This is a genomic window from uncultured Cyclobacterium sp., assembly GCF_963977555.1.
GTDB lineage: Bacteria > Bacteroidota > Bacteroidia > Cytophagales > Cyclobacteriaceae > Cyclobacterium.
The window spans coordinates 55,820-80,482 of the sequence record NZ_CAXBPD010000012.1; the positions used below are offsets into that span (position 1 = coordinate 55,820).

Below are 24,663 nucleotides of genomic sequence, written 5' to 3' on the forward strand. Positions count from 1 at the left end.
CCTTTTTTCCATATATTTAGACTGAAATCTAACTAAGAAAACATGGAACAGCATTTAGACAAGAAGTCATCATTACTTTGTTTAATAGCTGTTCTTTTTTTTACGGCCGCTTCTATAGGTTATTCCCAAACCATAGAAGGCACTTGGGAGGGGGAATTAGATTTAGGATTACAAAAACTCCCTCTGGTTTTTAATTTTGAAACAGCTACTGATGGTTGGAAAGGGAGTCTAGATAGTCCACAGCAGAATGCATTCGGAATCCCTTTGACGAGTATTTTGTTTGACGGAACCCTTATTTCTTTACAAATCGCATCCTTGGGTGCAGACTTTGAAGGCACCCTTATAAATAATACTTTGGTCGGGCAATTTAAGCAATCCGGTTTATCTTTATCGCTTACACTGACTCCTTCAAAAATAAAGGAGGCCAAGTTAGAAAAGAGACCACAGACTCCAGTAGGGCCTTTTCCTTATGAAATCATCAACACCTCCTTTGTTCAGAAAAAGGAGAACCTACTCTTCAAAGGGACTGTCACTAAACCTCGGGGTGAAGGACCATTTCCATCCGTTGTTCTAATCAGTGGATCGGGCCCCCAAGACCGGAACAGTGAAATTTTTGGACACTATCCTTTTTGGGTCATCGCAGATCATCTTACCCGGCAGGGAATAGTCGTTTTGCGTTACGATGATCGCGGCGTAGCTGAATCAGAAGGCACTATGGAGGGAGCTACCACAATGGATTTTACAAAAGACGCCTGGGCAGCGGTAGAAAAACTACAAAGCTTCTCATTTGTAGACAAGGCTAAAGTAGGTGTCATAGGCCATAGTGAAGGTGGGCTAATCGCTTGGATGATGGGCGCCGAAAATTCAGGAAACCTTTCTTTTATTTCCGCGCTTGCTCCCCCGGTAATTTCAATTGACAGCCTTATGGGTGAACAGACGTACGATTTAGTAAAAGCTTCTGGAGCAGCAGAAGAACTAGCCAGAGCGCAAGAAGCTTATAACTTTAAATTGTATCAACGCATTAAAACCAGCCAAAATGTTGAGGAGGCCCATAAAAACCTAAAAGCGTTTTTAGAAAGTGATCCCGAATGGATGGGATTGGATAGTCTTCAAAAAGCAACTCAAGTTGACAAACGCTTAAAACAATTTGCCGCTTTGACAGCCCCTTGGTTCTATCAATTCATCAAAACGGAGCCTAGAGAATACATTTCTAGGATTATTGTCCCTACTTGGGTAGCTTTTGGTGGAAAAGACAAGCAGGTAAATGCATCGTCAAATAAAAAATCTCTCCTTCACATGGGAATGGAAAATATGGAGGTAAAGGTTTATGATAAGCTAAATCACCTTTTTCAAACAGCAGAAACAGGAGCTGTCTCAGAATACAGCAATCTCTCAGAAACCTTTAACCCTAGCGTTCTGGATGACATGGCCACGTGGATAAATTCCCAATAATCATATATTCTAAGATAGCTATAAGTATTGCCAGAAGGATTTTGCCTTTGAAATTGGCGGTATCCTTTATAATATTTAATCTGAAGCGCTAAACGAAATAAACCCAGGCACCGCGAACTAAACCATGAAATGAAGCCTCCATTTCACAGGACGGCATTGTCTAAATACCAAGTCTAGACCTAAAAATATAGCCTATCGTCGCCAAATTTAGGCAACGATAGGCTAGCATACAGTATTGAATTCAATAAATGAAATGACTCCATCTATAGGTTTGCTTACAATTCTGGTTTTAACTCAAAAGCCCTTTAAGCAGTCCCCTAACTTCCGCAGGGTTTTTAATATTGTAATTTGCTTGCGTATAGGTATACCCTACTCTAATGGTATACGCATTTTTCGGCATGGCTTTGAATGTATCTTCATCTGTCCAATCATCCCCTAGAGCCATAATAAAGTCATATTCCTCACCTTTCATCATGGCAGTGGCAGCACGACCTTTGTTGATATCAGGTCGTTTGATCTCAAGGACTTTGTTCCCTTCAAGTACTTGAAGATTATGCCCTCTGGCCATGTATTTTAGGTGACTGAACAATTCTCTCATTCTAAGATCTCCCAGCCCGCTCTCTACTTTTCTATAATGCCATACAAGGGAATGGTGCTTCTCTTCGATCAAGGCTCCTGGTGTACGCAATACATAATATTCCATTACCTTGCGAATATCTTCTTTCCAGCTGTCATCTACTTCCGCATATAAAATCCAATCTTCTTCTTGATCTTTTCTTTTTAACCAGACACCATGCTCTGCAATCATGTCCACTTTTTGTCCTTTGAACCATTCTCCGAGTGTTTCTTTGTCTCGTCCACTGATAATGACTGTTTGACATCTCTCTGAAAGGGCGGCTACCAATGATTTTAATTCCTCATCTGGAAAGGCATCCTGTGGCCTGCCTTTAAATCCGACAAGTGTACCATCATAATCCAAAAACAGCAAGGGTTTTTTAGCTTCCTTAAATGCCAATTTCATCTGGTTGATGATTTTCTTATCCAAGGCTTTGGATTCAAGGTCTGCCTGCTTTTCTTTCACATATTTCAACCTATCCATAAACACTTTTACCCACTGAAAAATATCGTATTTTTTCAGACTGGATTGCATGGAACTTATCCTTAACTCCTGCTCCTCCTCATCCATGGATAATGCCTCCACTATAGCGCTTGACACCCCCTCTTGATCATTGGGGTTAACCAATATGGCATCTACAAGTTCCTTGCTAGCTCCGGCCATTTCTGAAAGAATCAATACCCCTTTCTTGTCCGTTTTACTGGCGACAAATTCCTTACAGACCAAGTTCATTCCATCTCTAAGTGGCGTTACCAAGGCAATGTCTGACATGCTATAAAATGCACTTAACTCATTAAATGGAAAACTGCGATAAAAATAGTGAATCGGCACCCAGTTGAGGGTAGAAAATTTACTATTGATATGTCCCACCAAGGTATCTATTTCTTCCTTAAGTGTTTGATAAGATTTTACCTGATCCCTGGATGGGACCACCACCATTATCATAGACACTTTGCCCTGGTATTCAGGGTTTTCATCAAGGAGGCGTTCAAATACTTTAATTCGATTTGGAATACCTTTTGAATAATCCAGTCTATCGATGGTTAACAGCAACTTCTGATCACCTAAAGTTTGTTTGAATTTCTTAACGTAATTTTTTGTTTTGCTACTCAATGCAGCTTTTTCATATTTGTCGTAATCGATCCCCATTGGAAAGGCATCCACATTGATCAATCTATTGTCTGCCTGAATAAACCCACTTTCATTAGATAAGCCTAAAATTCTTCCTACAGCACTTAGAAAGTGACGCATATCGTCATAGGTATGGAATCCTATCAAATCCGCGCCTACCATTCCTTCAAGCATCTGTTTCCTCCAAGGGAGCATCCTGATGATCTCATAGGATGGAAAAGGAATGTGTTGGAAAAAGGCAATGGTAGCATTTGGCAATTTTTTTCTAAGCATCATGGGTAGCAACAGTAGTTGGTAATCATGTACCCATATGGTATCGTCCTCATTTGCCTTGGCCAAAATAGCATCACAGAATTTTTGATTTACCTGCCAATATGCATCCCAATATTCATCTTCATAATTGATGTGTTGTGTGAAATAATGAAAAGCAGGCCAAATGGTTTCATTGCTAAACCCTTCATAGTAGAGCTCTACATCTTTCTTGGTAAGGAAAACAGGTGCCATTTTTAATTTCTTAAGCTCATCTGCTACTTCCAGCCGCTGCCCCTCATCCTCCACATCGTTCCCTGGCCATCCTATCCAGATATTCTCTCCTTCTTTATAGATAGAACCCAATCCTGTGGCTAGACCACCAGCACTGGGCTTAAACTCAAACTTACCATTTTTGTGTTGTAAACTAATCGGTAATCTATTTGAAACAATTATTGTTTTTGACATTTTTTAAAGTTGGTTAGTATATAAAAAATTTTACAAAAGCTAAAGTTAACATTAAACCCTAATCGGGCGATAATAATTTGGTTATGATCTTAAAACGAGACAGATAACTGTATTTGGCTTCAGTTTTAAATAGTTAAATAGCATACGCCCTACTCCTATCCTCTTAATTGAATATTTAATTTAGACGGATCACCATGCTATTCGTTTATTTTGGGATTTTGTTATTCTTAAGTTTATTCTAATATAAACAAATTGAAAGTAAAAAAAAACATTGAGAGGAATTCTAGGCCCCATTCAAGGGACTAGTAGTCATTGTTTCTTTCCACAAATAGTTTGCCTAGAAAATTACCGGTCAAAGCACTTGACCCTCCTATCAAAAAGCCAATTGATCCAGTAATTCCAACCAAAATTGTACCATTAGAAAACCCCATGATTTCGGAAAATTTATCTGGCAGATCCGAGTCTGAAATAGACCAAATGATCAATGGAGCCAGTATCCAAACAGTAGCGACACCTAATGCCCCGGCTATAAATGCTAGCAAAGCCGATCCCCTGTACCAGGCCGAAACCCCACAGATCAGAATCATTATGATATAATAAGGTACAATTGATCCCAAGAGGTAGGCCATTAAGGCCACTATAAGTATGTGTGAAATGAACTTCATGCTAATCAGGGATAAATTTGGTTTGAAACAAAACTGATGAGGCATTGCTCCTATCCCTCAGATCCATTTGCAGGTATTTCCCAGCAGCCCAAATAGCTACCAAGTTGTCATAATATTTGCTTCCAGGATTTCCTGATTGTCCTCCGGGGTACACGCCAAACGCTTTGATGTCAGGGCCCATTTCTACAACCATTCGCCAGCCGGGGCCCCAATCAGATGCTGAAGCATTCACAATTCCTTTCCCCCCACCTATTGGTAGGTTGAATCTTCCGAAAGCCTTCAAATTCGGAATCAAATGACTAATACTGGTATTTTTATAGGCCGACCAAGTAATAGAGTCCGTATCATTCTCCGCCAGCTTTTCCATTTCTTTGACCATGCCCATGAAGCCTTCATTTATCCAATGGTTAGCGTTTTCCTTTTGCCCCGTGCTTTGTTGATCAAACCAACCGGCATCGGGCTCGCTTTTCATAAGTTTCGAAAGCATGAATTTATTAGGATAGGTAATGGGCAATCCTTTGGCATCCCAAGAATTAAACAAGGCCTTTTCCAGATGATCCCACCATGATTCAAATAAGACTGGGGCTGTCTTCTCGGCGGAAGCATTATAATCCCATGCTTTCAACTGCTCCAACCAAATCAGCCCCTTTTCTGAAACCTCCACCTTCAAACTATCTAGCATTAGTGGCAATATTTCAGCGGCGTGAAGATTAAAATTATCTATTTGCAGGGCTTTCATATCCTCCACAGTGAGCCCAGTCTTATCAGCCAATTGATTTACAATTCTTCTATTTCTAAAATATTCATAGCTATTGTTATAAACATAGTAAGGATAATTATAGGACACAGGGTGCTGATTGGCGGAGACCAAAAATCCTTTTTCTGGATTTCTATCTTCGGCATTGTGCTCCTGTGGAATAAAACCCTGCCATTCATAAATGGGTTTGCTGCCGTCCATTAAAAACTTACCCTGTCCTTTCCATTTTAAGGGAAACCTACCTTGGACTTTCATTGCTATCTCCCCTTCTTTGGACGCAAAAACAAAGTTTTGGGCAGGAGCTACATAATGGGTAAGTGCCTCTTTAAAATCACCGTATCCTTTCGCCTTATTTAAGCCTATAAAAGTTCTGCTTTCGTTGGAATTGCCATGAGCGGTCCACTTTAAAGCAAAATTTGCCGCTTTCCCTTTCATTTTAAAATTCCTATCGTATACAACAGGTCCATAATGGGTATAGATCACTGTGTCTACAAAATCGTTTTGTCCCTTTACTATGAAAGTTTCAAGTTGTTGGGTACTTTGAATCCACTGCCCATTGTATAAATACTCCTTTCTAGACTCGTCTTTAAAGGTGATTTTATACCAATCTTTCACATCTCGGTCGGCATTCGTAGTTCCCCAAGAGATATACTGGTTGTACCCAATAATTACTCCGAGTGCTCCCGGCAAAGTAGCTCCTTTGACGGAGAATTCCGGCGTGCTTAATTGAGCCGTAAACCACAGTGAAGGTAAGTTCAATGCCAAATGAGGATCATTGGCTAAAATCGGATGGCCCGAGGCTGTTTTTTCTCCTGAAACTGCCCAATTATTTGAGCCTAGACCCGGCTCTTTTTCAGGTAGCAATTGAGTTATCCTTATAGTATCAAGAGAGCTTTCATCAGGCTCAGTTACCTCTAAAGGCTCAAAGCCCCAGTCCTCTTTTGAGATGACCGGCACGACTCCTTCTGGATTATCAGGGAAAAGCTTATTTTGCCATTCTTCTCCAAAAATATTCTGAAAATTGGTGTATGCCAAATCACTGTCACCAGACAAAGTTTCTGACATGTTCATCAGAAAAAGAAGCGTTTTATAGGGGCTCCAGGGTTGGGGATAATAATCTAAAAGCTTGTATTCAAGTGGTAGTTCCCCTTGGGAAAGTTGATCTATATAGGCATTAACTCCCGCTGCATAGGCCAACATTAAATTTAATGTTTCGGGATCATTGTTTTGAAGGTACTTAAGTTTGTTCCTTGCCCCAAAGCCCAGTCCTTTCCGGCGCATTTCCCTGTCCCTATTGAGCGCTATGGATCCTACTACTTCTGAAAGCCTGCCTTCTGCGGCCATAACCTGAAACTCCATTTGCCAAAGCCGGTGTGTTGCAGTAATATAACCTTGAACTTTAAAAAGGTCTTTTTCATTTTCAGCAAAAATATGTGGTATCAGGTTTTCGTCATAAGTGACAGAAACTTCTGATTCAAGCCCTTCTAAGGACACTTCACTATTTGGATTGTAATCTTCACTGTAAGCATTTTGCCAAAAGCCTTTAAAGGGATCAAAAATTTTGGCCAATGGAGGCAAGTTTGCCAGATTTATGGACAAGCCAACGGCAACTAACAATGAAAACAATAATGAAAAAAAGAACCCTATATACTTCATTCAATATTTAACAATACATTTGCTTTTTCCCATTTAATTTCTAAACCTTCTGGCACCACTTCAATCGAAAGCGATTCTTGGCTACTAGATTCAAAAGTAGGACTAACATCTACCCTAAGCACATCATTTTCTTCATTGTACTGAAAATGCCCATGCTCTAAATCCCAATCGGCATTGAGTACCACTGTCCAAGGTTCATTTTCTTTGGGAATGGTAAACAAAGAATATTTCCCTGCTTTTACCAACTCACCTTCAACCACAACATCTGTACCAAAGGTTATATTCGTCGCTTCATTCGCACCTGTTCTCCAAATTTCTCCATAAGGCACCAAATCCCCCCAAACTATTCTCCCTTTAATAGAGGGCGCACTGTATTGAACAGTAATTTTTTTTCCTTCAATTACTCCTGAGGATGACTTTAAAGGGCTAGCACGTTCTTTTGATTCCTCGACAGTTTCCTCTTCCACCGTCACATCACTTTTTGATGATGGATTTGAGCAGGAGAATACCCCAAAGCAAATCACAAAAAAATAGGTACTGAAAAGTGGTTTTTTAAGGTAATTCATATTGTTTAGGATTAAATTTTACACTAATCTATGTATTTTTTCCTTAATCAGCCATTCATTGTAGGTTAAATATCATATTCATAATATCCGTGGTGAATCTATCGTTTAAACGAAAATCATAACCTTATACAATCCAGTGAAATGCCTTTATTATCCTTTCTACAAAGAAAAAATTTTACAATAGTCAGAATTAAATTTTTTAAAAATTACCCGTCCAACAAAATGAATCATCCAAGGCAGTAAAAAAATAAATATATTGGTATAGCACAAAATTATTACCAATTTGGGATTTATTTAATTCTTCAATATGCGTTTCATTATCGTTTCAATCTTTTTGATCTCCATAGCCCTCTTTTTCAGTGTGCATATTTCACCTGAGACATGGGATTATACTGGGCTCCTGCCACTTTTGATACCTGTTTTCTTACTCCTGAACCTATTTCTCATAGTCTTACTGTTTTTTGGGAGATTCCGCTTAATTATTTTCCCAATCTTAGCCCTTATTATTGGGTGGAAGTTTCTAGTGGTCTCCTTCCAGTGGAACAGTCCTGACACCGTTACTGAAGGGTTTACTTTTTTGAGCTACAATACCATGTTATTTAACAACAACTGGGGCAACGACAACGACATCAAAATAACGAATTCAATAAAATGGGCACAAGAGAACCCTTCAGACATCAAGTGTTTCCAGGAGTTTTACCAGGATTTTACCACACCATCAAGAAATGCGCTAAAACAGATCAGTAATAATGGCGCTTATGAGCATGCCTACTTTGCTGCCAATGGTAACGAAAAAAAGAAATCGTATGGGATTGCCATATTCAGTAAATTCCCTATCATCAATAGCGGTAAAGTTTTTGACAACAAAAGGAATAATGGGGCCATGTTTGCTGATATCAAAATCAATGAAGACACCATCAGGGTATACAATACTCATCTTGAATCAATGAACATTAGAGCGGCTGATCTTAATAACCTGGAAGGCATAAAAAACCAATACCGTTCCACCATTAGAAAATTAAAAGAAGGGATAAAATTAAGAACCTCTCAAATGTTAATCCTTAAAAAACACATCGCTGGAAGCCCCTACCCAGTGATATTGGCTGGAGATTTCAATGACCTGCCCTACAGTTACACCTACTTCAGCCTTAGGGAAGACTTGGAGAATGCTTTCGAAAGTAAAGGGCGAGGCTTTGGTTTTACCTACAACAAAGTATTGTTTTTCTTACGTATTGACAATATGTTTTTTGACAAAGCGCTGGAAGTTTTACAATTTAAAACCTTACGAGAAGTAGACTATTCAGACCATTACCCTATTTCAGCTGTGTTTGCTTATCCCGGTCAATTGAATTCCAGCGATTGATTTTTTCCTCTATCACCCCCTTAAAAGGTATTAACAAAACAGGTAACCATAGTAAATCTGCCAACACCGCAAAAAGCAAAGAAAGGCTTACCAAAACACCTGTAAACCAGGGGATCTCCAAAGTACTGAAGGTTAACATCACAAACCCTGAGATCAAAATCAGTGTCGTGAGTATTATGGCTTTTCCAGTCGTGAGATAGGTAAGGAAAAGTGCCTTAAGCAACCCATGTCTCTCCTGCATTTGCATTCTAAGATTGGTCATAAAATGAATGCTGTCATCTACTGCTATGCCAAATGCGATGGCAAATACGATGGAGGTAGAAAGTTTAAAGTCTATTCCAAACCAATACATAACGCACCCTATCCAAACCAAAGGCACAATGTTTGGCAGAATAACAAGCAGGGATACCCTCCATGACCTAAAAAGAAAACCAACGATTATTCCTACCAATAAAAACGCAAAACCAAGACCAGTAAACACTTTATAGGTAACCAATTCGTGGCTCTTATCTATGAGAAAAGAAGTACCTGTCAACCGGACTTCTAGCAGTTCTTTGTCAATATTTCTTTCTACAAATTCATCTAATTTTTGATGTTGCGCTTTACCCAATAGGCTACCATTGTCGGCTGTTTTAGAGGAAAGCCTTCCAATAGTTTTGTCCTTTGTCCATAATTGAATGTTTTGAGATTGCCCCATTTTATCTACTAAAGTCCCCATCCTCTTGTAAGAAAGAGCAGATGGGAGAACAAAGGCTTTTGGATTTCCCCGGTTTTGCGCCTTATTTATTGCTTTTACCGTTGTCAGGGGAGACATAATAAATCCCGTATTGTAATTTTCTCGGACAAAATCCTCCAACTTATCTATTTCTTTCAAGACCTTATAATCAAAAAGATCCTGCCCTGCGCTCCCTACTTGAATTTGGATTTCTAAAGGTTTCGATCCACCATATTGATGATCAAAAAATTGAAAATCCTCCAAGAGGGAATGTCCTTTGGGAAGGTTATCTAGAATGTAACCATTCGTTTTAACCTGAGACATAAGGAAACCCGCAAGCAATGTGATCACAACAAAGGAAAGGGAGATGGTTTTTCGGTGGGCAGTAATTTTATTGAAAAGAAGTGTTAAAATTTTATTCCAGCGATTGGCCCATACTTCACGATTAGAGGAAGGTAAGGGAGGCAGGTGATAAAGCGCAAAAGGCAAAATCGAAAACAAGGCCAAAAACATAAACATAACGCCACATCCAGTATACAAACCAAACCACATCAAGCTGGGAACATTGGTAAAATACAAAGAAACAAAACCAAGAGAAGTGGTCAGAGCGGTAAGAAATACAGCAAGCCCCAATGTTTTGAAGGCACCAAATATAGCTTTGTCTTTTGATTCAGAGGCTACCAAAGCCATTTGGTAATGGTTGACCACATGTACCATCCCACTGAGTCCAATTACCATTAAAATCGGAGGTTGCATAACCGACATTACATCCAGCTCACCTCCTGTCAAGAGTAAAAAAGACAGACTCCAGAAAATACCTGTAACAATTATTATAAAGGGCAACACAACTCCCCACCAGGAACGGTACATCATCCAAAGTAGAAAAAGTACTCCCACTAGGGCAAAACCCAAGAAAAATGCAAACTCTTGTTGAAGAAGATTAACAAAAGCACCCTGGGCTTTGATTTTACCAGCTGTCTTAAAGGCATCAAAATTATATGACTGAAGCTTACTTTCTATGCTTGCGTACAAGGTGTCGCCCCTTTCCTTGCCTATCATTTGCTCGTTCTGGACCAAGAGCAATAAGCTACTGCTATCATCAGCAATCAAATTACCCATCCATTGCTTGTCTTTTTTTATCTTCTGAGCACTGGCAGCAAGAGATTTCCTACTGGACCAATCCAGCAAAGGTCTGAAATTAACCCCAAAGGGACTGATTATTGGCTCTTTTTGATTCAAAACAGAAACAACTCCCACAACCCCATCTACTTGCTTCAGTTCATTTTCAAAGGCCAGGCTTTTTGTTAAAAATGCACTGTCAAAAACTCCAGTATTGTGCGCTATGGCAATTAATAAATAATCATTGTCGTTTTGAAAAACCTCCCTGTATTCCTGATAAAAATATAACTCCGGATCTTCTTGCTGGAAAAAATTTTCAAAATCATAATTAAAGCGCACTCCTTGCCAGGTAAGAATGAAAAACAAGCACAGTAAACCTGCAAAAGTAAGCGCCCACATGGAATTTTTCCTATCCATTCATTTCTATTTTAATACTACAAATATTACAAAGGTAATTTTCCTTCTTTAACACAGACCTATAATTAGGGGATAAATAAACTAATAAAATAATTTTTATTTGACCTTATTAATGCTAATTCTTTCGCAAAAGAACTCTCAACCCAATTAAAGGTTTTGGCTACTTGCAGAATTTACCATAATTTAGAGCCAAAAATTACGCACCTATGAAAAAATCCACGGTACTTTTTATTGGAGTTATCAGTATTCTTTTCTTATTCGAACAAAAAGTAGTCGCACAATCTGATAGATGGCAACAGTCGGTAAGTTACAAAATGGATATTGAAATGGATGTAAAAACCAATCAATATCGGGGCACTCAAATCATTGCTTACAGCAATAATTCTCCCGACACTTTAGATCAACTCTTTTTCCACCTTTACTACAATGCCTTTCAACCGAACAGTATGATGGATGTAAGGTCTCGATCCATTGCCGATCCTGATAGGCGTGTGGGAGAAAGAATATCCAAATTGACCCCTAAAGAAATTGGATACATCCAGGTAGAATCCTTGCTTCTAAATGGCCAACCCGTTGAGATGGAAGAAGTAGGGACAATATTAGAAGTAAAGTTGCCTGAACCAATATTACCACACAGTACTGTCTTATTAGAAAGCAAGTTTATAGCCCAGGTACCGCTGCAAGTAAGAAGAGCTGGAAGGGACAATGCTGAAGGCATAAAGTTCTCAATGTCTCAATGGTATCCTAAGTTGGCCAATTACGATGAACAGGGCTGGCATGCTAATCCCTATATAGGTAGGGAATTTTATGGAATATGGGGAGATTTTGATGTGAAAATCACCATTGACAAATCTTATATACTTGGTGGCACGGGGTATCTTCAAAATAACAATGAAATAGGCCATGGCTATGAAGAGGAAGGCGTGTCTGTCAAAAAACCTTCAGGAGACAACTTAACCTGGCATTTTTATGCCCCAAAAGTGCATGATTTCATGTGGGCAGCAGACCCTAATTATACCCATGACAAATTGATCATGGACAATGGAATCACCCTACACCACCTATATGTAAAGGACAAAGAAACCCAAAAGACTTGGCCAGAACTAAAAGAATATACGGCAAAAGCCATGACTTTTTTCAGTGAAAGATATGGTGCATATCCTTACAAACAATATTCAGTGATTCAGGGTGGTGATGGTGGAATGGAATACCCAATGTCTACCTTAATCACTGGCCATAGACCAATGGGAAGTCTGGTAGGTGTAATGATGCATGAATTGGCACATAGCTGGTTTCAGGGAGTATTGGCCTCTAATGAGTCTCTTTACTCTTGGATGGATGAAGGGTTTACTACCTATGCCAGCAACCTCAGCATGGCTGCCAATTACCTCAAACCATCTTCAGAATCACCATTAAAAGGTTCTTATACCAGTTATGAAAGGCTTGTTGAGTCGGGACTTGAGGAGCCATTGTCCACCCATTCCGATCACTTTCATACCAACACTGCCTATGGTGCTGCAGCGTACTCCAAGGGCTCCCTATTTTTAATGCAATTGGGATATATCGTTGGTGAAGAAGTTAGCGCCAAAGCCATGTTGAGGTATTGGAACGAATGGAAATTCAGGCATCCAAACGTCAATGATTTTATCCGCGTGATGGAAAAAGAAAGTGGATTAGAACTTGACTGGTATAAAGAATACTGGGTAAACTCTACCAAAACCATTGATTATGCGATCTCTTCAGTAAACGAAAAGGACAAATCCCTTGTGGTGGCTTTGGAAAGAAAAGGGTTGATGCCTATGCCTATTGACCTGGTAGTTACCTATGAAAATGGCAAAAAGGAAACCCTTTACTTTCCTTTGACCATAATGAGAGGAAGCAAGGATGCAGAAAGTGGTTTCCCTGAAAGGACCAAGACCCAAAGATGGCCCTGGACAAATACCACTATTGAAATCACAATTGACCAATCCTCTTCCCCTGTTAAAGGATTGCAAATAGATGCTTCAGAGAGAATGGCAGACATTGACAAAAGCAATAATTCCTGGGCAGCGAAATAAGCCTAAGTTCATATAAAATGAATTGCCCCCAAAAAGTTAATACTTCTTGGGGGCATTTTTTTTGCGCAAATTACAATGCCAAATAAGGTAGAATTCATAGGGTATCTGTTCAGTAAAGAAAACAGAGGGCTGAAAGAACGGAGGTCCCACCACACTTTTCCATAATTTTTGCCTGCCAAAATTAAGTCTTTGATTACAAACAGTGAAAGGGTTAGAATGAAGTCACCTACGGCATTCCACTTTTAAGGGCTAGCCAATAGGGAAGAACAGCATTGGCATGCTTAGGTTAGACATTGAAAAAGAGCCTAGACCTTCCACTTGCCATAAAGAAGCCCAATCCTTTCATCCGTTATTAACCACCCTCAACATCTTATTGTACCGATCACATAAATATAAATTGTATATTTTTTAATTATTTGTTGGGAATTCCGTCATTAAATATTTACCTTATGACAGGTTTAATTTAAATAAACATCTTAGACATGAGAACAGCCACTATATTTACTTTTTGTTTTTTGCTTATTACCGTTGGTATAAACGCACAGGATCTTCCTGAAATCGAAAGAAAAACAAGGGACAATACATATCATTTCCAGGAATTTGAAGCCATGCAGTTAGATGCACTTGATCCTGATAAAGTTTCTGTCACTACACCAAATGCAGAAATTATGGCATTTGAAAGCTCTCCTACTATGGTAGCACCTATGGGCAATTATAAAGATTTCAAAATCATTAAAATCACGCTTCCTTCCAAACCAGCAATTACGTTGGACAAAAAGGTTCAGATGCCTCAGCCAAAGCAATACTTGATTAAGAGAGCCATAAAGGAGGAAGATAAATAGCTTATGTTCAAGTTTTAATTTTTCACCTAAACAATTGTTTCACAAAGGTTTCCCTAATTATATGAAACCGATGTCTTAACGAATTATTTTTCTATATTTAAAGTAAGTGCTTAAAATTTTTAAAGCAAATAGTCTAGTCTGCCATCAGGTATATCTAGACTATTTGCATTATTAGGGTAATTCTATTAAAACCCTATTTTATCAATTCCAACTAAAACATCTTTATTCCCTAAAATTTCTTTTTTTAATTTGGTTTATTTTGTTCAAATTAAACCAAATTATGCAATGGATTGCTCATTGCCTGACCTGTCTCAACCTTTGCTGATATTTATGCGTGGGAAAGTGATTCTGTCAGGCAATAGGTTCCACTTTTTTTATTGAGAATTAAGGTCTCTTAACATTATATATTATGAGCAGTAATAATTTCGGAATGGATGTACCCGGAGGGGTTACAAGTTGTTCTTTGATCGATACAGGTGTCAAAGGAAAAACGGAAAAATGTATTTTTCAGCTTTTGATTTATGATGAAAGTACCGTTCGGGTACAGATAACCCGTAACGATGAATTCAGTCCAAACCCATATAGTGTTATATCATCGCCTAAAATCACTAATTTCTCCTGGGAGGAAAACAAAGATTTTTACCTACTAAAGACTAGCAAAATACAAGTTCATATTGCCAAAAATAATTTTCGGGTGATTTTCAAAAACGCTTCAGGAATAACCCTCAATGAAGATGATCCATCCTTTGGCATCAATTGGCAGGGAACAGCAGTAAGCAGTTATAAAAAGCTACAACAATGGGAAAAGTTTATAGGACTGGGGGAAAAAACTGGCGGATTGAACAGGTATGGTCAAACGTATACCAATTGGAATACCGATCATTTTGGATATGCCACCAATGCCGACCCTTTGTATTTGTCTATCCCATTCTATATTGGGCTACACCATGACAACTGCTACGGTATATTTTTTGACAACACCCACAAAAGCACCTTTAATTTTGGAGCTGGAAACAATCGGTTCTCCTATTTCACAGCTGAAGACGGAGATTTGGATTATTATTTCATGCATGACGAATCCGTAAGCGATGTACTTTCGGCTTATGCAGATTTAACAGGTAAAACGCCCATCCCTCCTAAATGGGCATTGGGATACCAACAATGTCGGTACTCTTATTTTCCTGATAAGGAGGTAATCCGACTTGCCACTACATTTAGAGACAAGGAAATCCCTGCAGATGTAATTTACTTAGACATTCACCATATGGAGGAATATAAAGTATTTACTTTCGACAAGAAAAATTTTTCAAAACCGGCTGAACTGATAAAGCATCTAAAAGACCGTGGCTTCCGAATTGTAGTTATTCTGGATCCTGGAATTAAAGTAGATGGGGAATACTTACCTTATGTGGAGGGCAAAAGCAAGGACTTGTATCTAAAGTACCCCGATGGTGAAAACTATGAAGGGAAAGTTTGGCCAGGTTGGTGTGTGTTTCCTGATTTCACCAATCCTGAGGCCAGAGATTGGTGGGAGCAAAAGCTAAACTTTTATATCGAAGCAGGAGTCGATGGTTTTTGGACGGACATGAATGAACCTGCCACTTGGGGACAAATTGTCCCTGATCTGGTTCAATTTTTCTTTGAAGGGCAAGGTGCCAGCCACAAGAAAGGCAGAAATGTTTATGGCCTGCAAATGGCCAGAAGTACCAATAATGGCCAGTCCAGACACGCCAAATCCCTTAGACCTTTTGTATTGTCTCGCTCAGGTTTTGCGGGGATACAGCGCTATGCTGCCGTCTGGACAGGAGACAATGTAGCTAGTAATGAACATATGATGGCTGGAGTGAGGCTTGTAAACAGCTTAGGCCTTAGTGGCGTTTCCTTCTCTGGCTACGATATAGGAGGTTTTGTAGGGAATACAGCTCCTCATTTATTTGCGAGGTGGATTTCTATTGCCACCTTTTGCCCACTTTTTCGGGCTCATACCATGATCAATAGCAATGCATCAGAACCTTGGGCCTTTGGAGAAGAAGTAGAAGAAATTGCTAAAAATTATATTAGGCTTCGCTATAAACTTATGCCAACAATCTACACCGCTTTTCACAACAGTTCCAAATCAGGTATTCCAGTCACAAAAAGTTTATCCATAGATTACTCTTTTGACGACAAAGTATTTTATACCGCCTTTGAAAATCAATTTCTTTTCTGTGATAACCTTCTCGTGATGCCTGTTGAAAGCAATAAAGAGATCACAAAAATTTATCTTCCTAAAGGGGATTGGTACCACCTATTTACCGGAGAGCGTTTTGGAGGAAATCAAGAAATGCTTTGGGAATGTCCACTTGAATACTTACCCGTTTTTGTGAAGTCCGGGGCTATACTCGCCATGCAGTCAGCTACAAATCATGCTGACGAAATGCATGACGGGCATTTAAACCTGCATATTTACAAAGGACAGGGCCTTACTAAGCAATTCGTTTATGAAGATGACGGAAAAAGTACAGCCTACCAACAAGGGCACTTTTCTAAAACCCTATTCACTATGGATTTTGAAAACAACAGGCTAACCATTGAAAAGATTGCTACAAGTTTTAAAAGTGAATTTAATACTGTCAATGTCTTTTTCTATGGAACAGCTATAAAAAGTGCCACATTGAATGAAAAAGGATTGAAAATAACGAAAAGCAATGTAGCCTTCTTAGATGAAATTTCTTCCTTCGACCCTTTGCCAGATGGTAGTCATTCCTTTAAAATATGTAAAAAAATCCCTGGCTTCTCTGTGGATTTAAATGACAACGACTACTTTGAAATAGATTTAAGCTGAAACTATAACTAACTATCCGTTTAAAAACAAACCCCTTTCTAATTGTGTAGAAAGGGGTTTTAATACTTTTTATTTTTCTTTATTGTAATACTTCAAGGCTTCGTCCATTTGTTTGTTAAGCTGATCAATTCGCCTTTCTGGACCAGGGTGTGTAGATAAAAACTCTGGAGTTCCCCCTGAACCTCCTGATTGGGCATTCATTCTTTCCCAAAAACCAGGTGCTTCTCTTGGATCATATCCGGCAATAGACATAAATATTAGCCCTAACTGATCTGCTTCAAGCTCTTGGTCTCTGCCAAATTTCAACATACCTACCTGGCCACCAATGCCTACTGCTTGTAAAAATATTGTTTGGGTTAAACTTGGATCCTCACCCATGGCCACTTGAAGTCCACCAACCAAACCATTGGCTACCATTCCTTGTGACATACGCTCTCTTGCATGGCTAGCAATGGCATGAGCTACCTCATGGCCCATTACCACAGCGATTCCTGCCTCATCTTCACAGATGGGGAGAATACCTGTATAAAAAGCAACTTTTCCACCAGGCATACACCAAGCATTCACTTGGTCACTTTCCAGAAGATTAAAATCCCAACTGAATCCATCAGTGATTGAAGCGTAGCCATTGTCATTCAAATAAGTATCTACAGCTTCAGCTATACGATTACCTACTTTTACTATTTCCTGCCCTTCTTTTGTATTTGTAAGCACTTTACTTTCTTTCAGTACTTGTCCGTATTGATCAAAGGCCAATGGAAGCACCTCTTCGTTACTTACTATACTCAGTTGTTTTCTTCCACTCAAAGGCACTGTAGCGCAGCTGTAAGCAAATAATCCTATAAAGAGAAGTGTTATGATTTTTTTCATGTTTTCTTAATTTCAAACAAACGTAATATTATTTGCAAAGCACCAAAAAAGATGCCAGATTAATAGCAAAGGTATAAATAATTGGTTTATGAAAATCCAAGAACTCCCTTCCTGAACTTTCAAAGCATTGCTTATGAATTTAAGCCCCAAGGAAAGGTTTGAACAATCAAAATTTGAGGGCTTTTAAGAGGAGTAATCCCTAAAAAAAAGCTTAGAATGAAATATACAATAAAAGCCTAATCAAAGACATCCAGTGTTTTAATTGAAATTATATAGTTATGTTTAATACCAGGTCAACAAATTTCCCTAAATTCAAAGCCTTACCCTTGTGATCATGAATAAGAATCAACAGTATTTTATTCGTTCCATGTCCCAGTTTTCATCCTATTTCTGGTACATGTTTAAAAATCTTCCATCAATTGTTTTTTGGGGGGTACGGTTAAAGACCATCAATTTAAATACTTGTAGCACTACTATTCCTTTCAATTGGCGCACAAAAAATCCTTTCAAATCCATTTACTTTGCCACCTTATGTGGTGGAGCAGAATTGGCTTCCGGAATGCTATGTATGCTTCACTTATCAGGCAATGAAGGTTTTTCCATGCTTGTAGTGGATATCAACGGCCAATTTTTCAAAAAAGCCAATGATCAGATTACAATGACTTGCGAGGATGGCCAACGAATAAAAGAAACCCTTGAAGGACTCCCCAACTCAGGTGATACTGCAATGGTTAAAACAACCATAACGGGCTACAATCCCGCCGAAGAAATGGTAGCACGATTTGATATAACCTGGTCTTTCAAAAGAAAATAATCTTTGATAGCTTTTAGGAGTTTACAGTTGCCTGCTTATTGATTACCTCCACCAATTGATTCGCAGGTACCACCCCTGATTTTCTCCAAACTACTTTTCCATTTTGAAACAATACGAGAGTAGGAACACTCTTGACCTGGAATCTACTGGCAGCCATGGGATTTTTGTCAATGTCAATCTTTATAATTTTGGCTTTGGCTCCCACCTTCCCTGCCGTTTCTGTTAGAATAGGTTGCATCATTTTGCAAGGTCCACACCAAGTGGCATAAAAATCCACCAAAACTGGCTGGTCTCCTTTAATTATTTCCGAAAAACTCTTTCCTTTTGCCATAACATTACTATTAAGATCTTTAACAAAAATAGGATTATCAACTTAAAAGCTCAGTGACCTACCTCACAGAGGATCAGTCAAGCCTATCACGGGCAGGTAATTCTTTTTAATTATCCCTAAATGATGCTCCATGTGTCCAAAAATAATATAAATAAGGGCAGACAAAGACATCGGATTTGAGCTAACTGTACCAATATTACCGCACTGTATAACAGGAATAGCTTCAATAAAGTGCCATAGTAATTCTCTGTGCATTAGGAAGGTTGACAAAAGTTTTTCAGGGGTTTGATTATTGAAATCAGCATTGGCAACATATACCTCCTGGTCGAACCCTGGTAAATTACTTTTTTCACCTCTACTAATACTTAAAGCCCTAAAATGCATCAGCTTCTCAGTATCAATTATATGTCCTAAAAGCTCATTAAAAGACCATTTTCCTTCACTATAGCTCAGTATCCCCTGATCTGTTGAAAGGCTACCATATAATTTTTTTATAAAGGTTTCCTGATTATCTGAGAGGGCTTTAAGCGCTTTGCCTGAAGCAAGTTCAACATACCTTTTGTAGAAGAGAGGATAGTCTCCTGTATTAGGAATAATAAGCCCTTTAGTAGTCTCCATTATTTTGTTAATTTTGTAAGATAAATTTAAATATAATCTTTCGATATGAATCCATTATTGGCAAAATTTAATACACCGTTTGAAACGGCACCTTTTGATAAGATTAAAAATGAACATTTTCTTCCAGCCATCAAGAGTGCTATTGCTGAAGTAAATGAGGAAATAAAGCAAATTAAAACTGCTTCCACTCCCGACTTTGAAAATACCATTGTGGCACTAGAAAACTCTGGGGAAAAATTATCAAGTGCAGCATCCATTTTTTTCAATATTAATGCCGCCGAAACCAATGAAGAAATTCAGCAACTGGCCCGTGAAATCTCCCCACTTTTGTCTGACAATAGCAATGATGTACTTTTAGATGAAGAACTTTTTAATCAGGTGAAAGCTGTTTACGACAAAAAGGACCAGCTAGCGCTAAATTCTGAGCAAAGCACACTTTTAGAAAAAAGCTACAAATCTTTTATCAGAAATGGGGCACTGTTGCAAGGTGCCGCTAAAGAAAGGCTAAGGGCTATCGATCAGGAATTGTCTAAATTGGGATTACACTTTGGCGAAAATGTATTAAAAGAAACCAATAAATATGAATTGGTTATCTCAGAAGAAAAGGACTTGGAAGGGTTACCTGATGGACTAATTGAAGCTGCAGCCCAAACTGCTCAAGAAAAAGGCAAGGATGGCAAATGGGTATTTACTTTAGCATTTCCCAGCTATGTCCCTTTTATGACCTATGCTAAAAATCGGGAGTTAAGAAAGGAAATATTTATAGCCTACAACACCAAATCTGCCAAAGGCGATGAATTGGACAATCGGGAAATTATTAAGGCCATCTTGAAAATAAAAGATGAAAGAGCAAAACTTCTTGGCTATGACAATTATGCTACTTTTGTTCTTGAAGAACGTATGGCTGAAAGTGGAGAGCAGGTTTTGACTTTCCTTGACGAATTATTAGAAAAAGCAAAACCAAAGGCTAAAGCTGAATTGGAAGAATTAGAAGCCTTTGCAGGCAAAATTGATAATATTGATAAACTATGCAAATGGGATGTTAGCTATTATGCGGAAAAATTAAAAATGGAGAAATATGCGGTGGATGATGAACTGTTAAAGCCCTATTTTGAATTGAATCGCACCATAAATGGAGTCTTCACCACTGCGGAAAAACTTTATGGAGTTACATTTAATGAAAACAAGGACATTCCTGTTTACCATGCAGACGTAAAAGCTTACGAAGTCAATGATGAAAACGGGAACCATCTTGCCGTTTTTTATGCAGACTTCTTTCCCAGAGCAGGCAAAAGAAATGGTGCTTGGATGACTGTTTATAGAGGCCAGCGCATCGAAAATAACAAGGAATACCGACCTCATGTTTCGATCGTCTGCAACTTCACCAAGCCTACAAAGACTAAACCCAGCCTTCTTACCTTCAATGAGGTCACGACTTTGTTTCATGAGTTTGGTCACGCCCTCCATGGTATGTTAGCTCAGGGTACTTACGGATCCTTGTCCGGAACCAATGTCTATTGGGATTTCGTGGAACTTCCTTCTCAAATATTCGAAAACTGGTGTTATGAGGCAGATTGCTTGGATCTATTCGCCAAGCATTATGAAACAGGTGAACCTATTCCTACTTCCTATATCGAAAACATAAAAAAAGCAGCCAATTTCCATCAAGGCTTCCAAACTGCGAGACAAATCAGCCTCGGGCAATTGGACATGGCTTACCACACCACAGATCCCAAAGCCATAGCGGATATTTTTGAATTTGAAAATGAGGTAATGAAGCCTACAGCTTTGCTGGCACCTGTGGAAAACACCTTGATGAGTTCCTCTTTTTCGCATATTTTTCAAGGGGGCTATGCAGCTGGATACTACAGTTACAAATGGGCAGAAGTATTGGATGCTGACGCTTTTGAGTTGTTTCAGGAAAAGGGTGTATTTGACAAAGAAACTGCAAAATCCTTTAAGGACAACATCCTTGCTATGGGAGGTAAAGAGCACCCTTCTATATTGTTTAAAAGATTCAGAGGTAGAGAACCCAAACCTGATGCCCTTATTAAAAGAGCTGGGCTTGAGGTATAGTTTTTAGCGGTGAGCAAAAGGGTACTATTTGCTTACTTCGAAAATAAATGCAAGCGTATTGATAATACAAAAGGGGCTCGATTGGGCCCCTTTTAAACTCGTTTCGGAAAAACTTGTCTAAGTCCGTATGTAGGAAAAAATAAATTGGTGCTTTAAATAATGATAAATCCTATTATCAACAGCCATATTAGCGCTGAAACCATTAGTAGTACGGTAAATTGTTTATCTTTCATTGCCCCCGAATTTTAATTCCATTAATGATATTAATATACAAAATATAGGGCTTGAAAACAAATAATTGCCACATATAATTTTACATATGACTGAAAAAATAAACTATTCCTTTTATAAAAAATTTAATATTTCTTCCAAAGAATGGCACGAACGATAAAAGCTATGGATTATTTTAAGGAATTATTATTTTTTTTAACCTTAGCTAACAAATAGGAATTATTTCCTCTTCAATAAATCTGTTGTTACATTACCAAGTTCATGGTAATGTTTCTGGTTTTGGGACATATTATCTGCTGTCCATTCTATTTTCCTAGATAGGGGAAACTGTCTAACTGGACAGTTGACCACCTGGCAATAATGACAACAAGGATCTGGAATACAAGGATCTGCATGAACAAAAACCTCAATATTTCCAGAGAGATTTTCTTCCAACACCTCTTCTACCTCATGCACGCATTCATGACCCTGAACAAGATCATAATAGTAAGGTAAAGTAAGATGCAAATCGATATGGCTGTCACCGCCATATTGCTGCACCCTCATATTGTGAATGTCGATCCAATTTTTTTGCCGGTGCTTGTTTAATATTCTTACGGCTTTATTGATGGACTTTGGATTGGATTCATCCATCAGCCCAGCCACCGACTTCCTAACCAAAAAATAGCCATTGTAAATGATATAAAAAGCAAAAAGTCCCGAAATAACACTGTCCAAGACATTCCAACCAGTAAAATAGATGATAGCTATGCCAAATATCAATACAAAGCTACTTATCGCATCAGTAGTAATATGTTTGCCATCTGCTTCTAATGTTATACTATTTAATTCCTTTCCTTTTTTCTGTAATACAAAGCCCAAAAGGCCATTTACTATTCCTGAAAAACCAATCAATATCATTCCCAAAGGCAGTTCAATAAGAGGCTGAGGAAACAACAGTGAATTAAGCGATTGATAGAGAATGAAAATCCCAGCAACGATGATAAGTGTTCCTTCTATTCCAGCACTGAAAAACTCTATCTTACCATGACCATAAGGGTGATTTCTATCCCTGGGAACAGCACTCAATCGAATACTGTAAAGCGCAAAAAATGAAGCAACTACATTTACAATGCTTTCTAAGGCATCCGTTAAAATAGCATTCGAACCTGTCAGTATATAGGAATAGAATTTAACCACCAGTAATACAATACTAATGCCTACTGACCAAAGAATAATTCGCTGTTTTTCTGAATTCACCTGACTAAAAATTTAAAGTTTAAAATTAGCCTTATTTGGGCGATTGAGAAAATTAACCAGCAATTTAAAACAATGATTTTGCTTTTGGTTTGATGAGAAAAACTAAAACGCAGGAATAGCCTCTGTGATAAAATTAAGATTGTGACTTATGACTCAATATTTTATTTAACCTAATACATGTTTTACACCTATTTTTACTTGGAAATGGTATCGGAATTAATAATAAATTGGCTACTTTGATAGCTGATAATTCTTTAAAAAGACAACCAATCCAATGAATCTAAAAAAACCATACTACTTCCTTATAATTATTTTATTTACAGGGATAGAGCTTATTGCCCAAACTTCAACTTCAAAGCGATCAGGCCCATTGAGTGTGGCTCCGCCACCAAGTGTTGGCATTTCCCAGGAGAGATTGGAGCGTATTGACATTATGTTAAAACAATCTCTGGAGGACAATACCATTCCGGGTGCAGTCGCCCTCATAGTCAGGAACGGTAAAATTGTTTTTCATGAAGCCTACGGAAAGGCAGATGCCAATGGGGAAAAATTACAAAAAGATGCCATATTTAGAATTGCCAGCCAGTCCAAAGCCATTACTTCAACTGCTGTGATGATGCTTTGGGAGGAGGGAAAATTTCGCCTGGATGACCCTATTTCCAAATACATACCAGAATTTAAAAACCCTAAGGTCTTGGCCAGTTTCCGCTATGCTGACACCACCTATACCGCAACTCCTGCCAATAAGGAAATTACTATTAGACATTTGCTTACCCATACTTCAGGATTAGGGTATGGTTTAATAGATGGAGACGAAAGAATGAAAATGCTTTACCAAAAAGCAGGCACAACAGACTTGTTTACTACTGAACCTGTAACCATCAAAGAGGTTGTCCTTAAGCTGGCAAAACTCCCTCTTCACCACAATCCTGGAGAGAAATACACCTATAGCATGGGGCTTGATGTACTGGGGTATTTCATAGAAGTGATCTCTGGAATGTCCTTCGAAGCCTATTTACAACAACATTTATTTGGACCATTAGGCATGGATGACACCGGTTTTTACTTGCCTGAATCCAAGGCAGATCGACTTGTATCCATCCAGCATAAAGTAAACGATGAATGGAAAAATTATCCCAATACCTTCTACGATGTTAATTACCCTGTCAAAGGTGCCAAAACCTTTTTCTCTGGCGGTGCAGGGCTATCTAGCACAGCAAAAGACTATGCTACATTCCTTCAAATGTACCTCAATGGCGGGGAGCTTAATGGAAAACGTTTCTTAAGCAGAACAACCATAGCCACCATGATGGGCAATCAAACCATGGACCTATTTGGAGTAGGCGACCAGCATTATGGGCTTGCCTTTGGCGTTTTGACAGCGCAAGGCCAAGCTAAAGGCGGACTAGGCTCTCCTGGAACATTTATATGGGGAGGTTATTTCAACACTCAATATTTCGCGGACCCTCAAGAAAAGGTCATAGGAATTATTCTCAAGCAAACGCAAGGAAGTACCGGCGATCAGACAAGCTGGAAATTTAAACAAATGGTGGGAACCACTATAGACGATTAAAGCCAGCCCATTTT

At 38.7% G+C, this 24,663-nt stretch carries 17 protein-coding genes; 8 read left to right on the forward strand and 9 right to left on the reverse strand.

Annotation, left to right across the window (positions count from 1 at the left end):
- The first annotated feature begins 42 nt into the window (after window positions 1–42).
- The gene (locus AAC073_RS15400) at window positions 43–1,452 is read left to right on the forward strand and encodes an alpha/beta fold hydrolase (protein ID WP_339924677.1); all 1,410 of its coding nucleotides are present in this window, start codon (window positions 43–45) and stop codon (window positions 1,450–1,452) included.
- Between the two features lie 289 nt (window positions 1,453–1,741).
- Here AAC073_RS15400 and AAC073_RS15405 read toward each other — a convergent pair whose 3' ends face one another.
- The 4 genes from AAC073_RS15405 to AAC073_RS15420 form a co-directional block, all read right to left on the reverse strand.
- A complete protein-coding gene (locus tag AAC073_RS15405; protein WP_339924678.1) occupies window positions 1,742–3,916 on the reverse strand; it encodes a bifunctional alpha,alpha-trehalose-phosphate synthase (UDP-forming)/trehalose-phosphatase in 2,175 nt (724 codons plus the stop codon).
- A 302-nt stretch (window positions 3,917–4,218) separates the two neighbouring features.
- Window positions 4,219–4,581, reverse strand: a complete 363-nt coding sequence (locus AAC073_RS15410; RefSeq protein WP_339924679.1) for a hypothetical protein — start codon at window positions 4,579–4,581, stop codon at window positions 4,219–4,221.
- Window position 4,582: 1 nt separating this feature from the next.
- On the reverse strand, window positions 4,583–6,994 hold the full coding sequence (locus AAC073_RS15415; protein WP_339924680.1) for a penicillin acylase family protein: 2,412 nt from the start codon (window positions 6,992–6,994) through the stop codon (window positions 4,583–4,585).
- Window positions 6,991–7,560, reverse strand: a complete 570-nt coding sequence (locus tag AAC073_RS15420; RefSeq protein ID WP_339924681.1) for a DUF2911 domain-containing protein — start codon at window positions 7,558–7,560, stop codon at window positions 6,991–6,993. Before AAC073_RS15420 ends, AAC073_RS15415 begins: the two co-directional genes overlap by 4 nt.
- 307 nt (window positions 7,561–7,867) lie before the next feature.
- Between AAC073_RS15420 and AAC073_RS15425 the strand changes: the two genes are divergently transcribed.
- A complete protein-coding gene (locus AAC073_RS15425; protein ID WP_339924682.1) occupies window positions 7,868–8,923 on the forward strand; it encodes an endonuclease/exonuclease/phosphatase family protein in 1,056 nt (351 codons plus the stop codon).
- On the opposite strand, the gene AAC073_RS15430 is transcribed toward AAC073_RS15425, so the two are convergent.
- Complete coding sequence (locus AAC073_RS15430; protein ID WP_339924683.1) at window positions 8,874–11,174, reverse strand: MMPL family transporter; 2,301 nt, start codon at window positions 11,172–11,174, stop codon at window positions 8,874–8,876. The genes AAC073_RS15425 and AAC073_RS15430 overlap by 50 nt on opposite strands.
- Window positions 11,175–11,380: 206 nt before the next feature.
- Here AAC073_RS15430 and AAC073_RS15435 point away from each other — a divergent pair, with 206 nt between their 5' ends.
- From AAC073_RS15435 to AAC073_RS15445, 3 genes are all read left to right on the forward strand, one after another.
- Entirely contained in the window at window positions 11,381–13,231 is a 1,851-nt protein-coding gene (locus tag AAC073_RS15435) for a M1 family metallopeptidase (RefSeq protein ID WP_339924684.1), read from the forward strand.
- 482 nt (window positions 13,232–13,713) lie between these two features.
- Complete coding sequence (locus AAC073_RS15440; protein WP_339924685.1) at window positions 13,714–14,073, forward strand: hypothetical protein; 360 nt, start codon at window positions 13,714–13,716, stop codon at window positions 14,071–14,073.
- Window positions 14,074–14,482: 409 nt separating this feature from the next.
- Window positions 14,483–16,897, forward strand: a complete 2,415-nt coding sequence (locus AAC073_RS15445; protein WP_339924686.1) for a glycoside hydrolase family 31 protein — start codon at window positions 14,483–14,485, stop codon at window positions 16,895–16,897.
- A gap of 69 nt (window positions 16,898–16,966) precedes the next feature.
- Here AAC073_RS15445 and AAC073_RS15450 read toward each other — a convergent pair whose 3' ends face one another.
- Window positions 16,967–17,767, reverse strand: coding sequence for a M48 family metallopeptidase (locus AAC073_RS15450; protein ID WP_339924687.1), 801 nt, complete (start codon window positions 17,765–17,767; stop codon window positions 16,967–16,969).
- A 334-nt stretch (window positions 17,768–18,101) separates the two neighbouring features.
- Between AAC073_RS15450 and AAC073_RS15455 the strand changes: the two genes are divergently transcribed.
- The gene (locus AAC073_RS15455; RefSeq protein ID WP_339924688.1) at window positions 18,102–18,581 is read left to right on the forward strand and encodes a DUF4442 domain-containing protein; all 480 of its coding nucleotides are present in this window, start codon (window positions 18,102–18,104) and stop codon (window positions 18,579–18,581) included.
- Between the two features lie 13 nt (window positions 18,582–18,594).
- On the opposite strand, the gene trxA is transcribed toward AAC073_RS15455, so the two are convergent.
- Together trxA and AAC073_RS15465 are read right to left on the reverse strand one after the other, a co-directional pair.
- Window positions 18,595–18,912 (reverse strand): thioredoxin, encoded by a 318-nt coding sequence (gene trxA / locus AAC073_RS15460; protein ID WP_339924689.1) that lies wholly within the window; start codon window positions 18,910–18,912, stop codon window positions 18,595–18,597.
- Window positions 18,913–18,975: 63 nt separating this feature from the next.
- Window positions 18,976–19,530 (reverse strand): DinB family protein, encoded by a 555-nt coding sequence (locus tag AAC073_RS15465; RefSeq protein ID WP_339924690.1) that lies wholly within the window; start codon window positions 19,528–19,530, stop codon window positions 18,976–18,978.
- A gap of 45 nt (window positions 19,531–19,575) precedes the next feature.
- Between AAC073_RS15465 and AAC073_RS15470 the strand changes: the two genes are divergently transcribed.
- On the forward strand, window positions 19,576–21,606 hold the full coding sequence (locus tag AAC073_RS15470) for a M3 family metallopeptidase (protein ID WP_339924691.1): 2,031 nt from the start codon (window positions 19,576–19,578) through the stop codon (window positions 21,604–21,606).
- 450 nt (window positions 21,607–22,056) lie between these two features.
- On the opposite strand, the gene AAC073_RS15475 is transcribed toward AAC073_RS15470, so the two are convergent.
- Window positions 22,057–23,076 (reverse strand): cation diffusion facilitator family transporter, encoded by a 1,020-nt coding sequence (locus AAC073_RS15475; RefSeq protein ID WP_339924692.1) that lies wholly within the window; start codon window positions 23,074–23,076, stop codon window positions 22,057–22,059.
- 274 nt (window positions 23,077–23,350) lie between these two features.
- Here AAC073_RS15475 and AAC073_RS15480 point away from each other — a divergent pair, with 274 nt between their 5' ends.
- Window positions 23,351–24,649, forward strand: coding sequence for a serine hydrolase domain-containing protein (locus tag AAC073_RS15480; RefSeq protein ID WP_339924693.1), 1,299 nt, complete (start codon window positions 23,351–23,353; stop codon window positions 24,647–24,649).
- Window positions 24,650–24,663 lie beyond the last annotated feature (14 nt).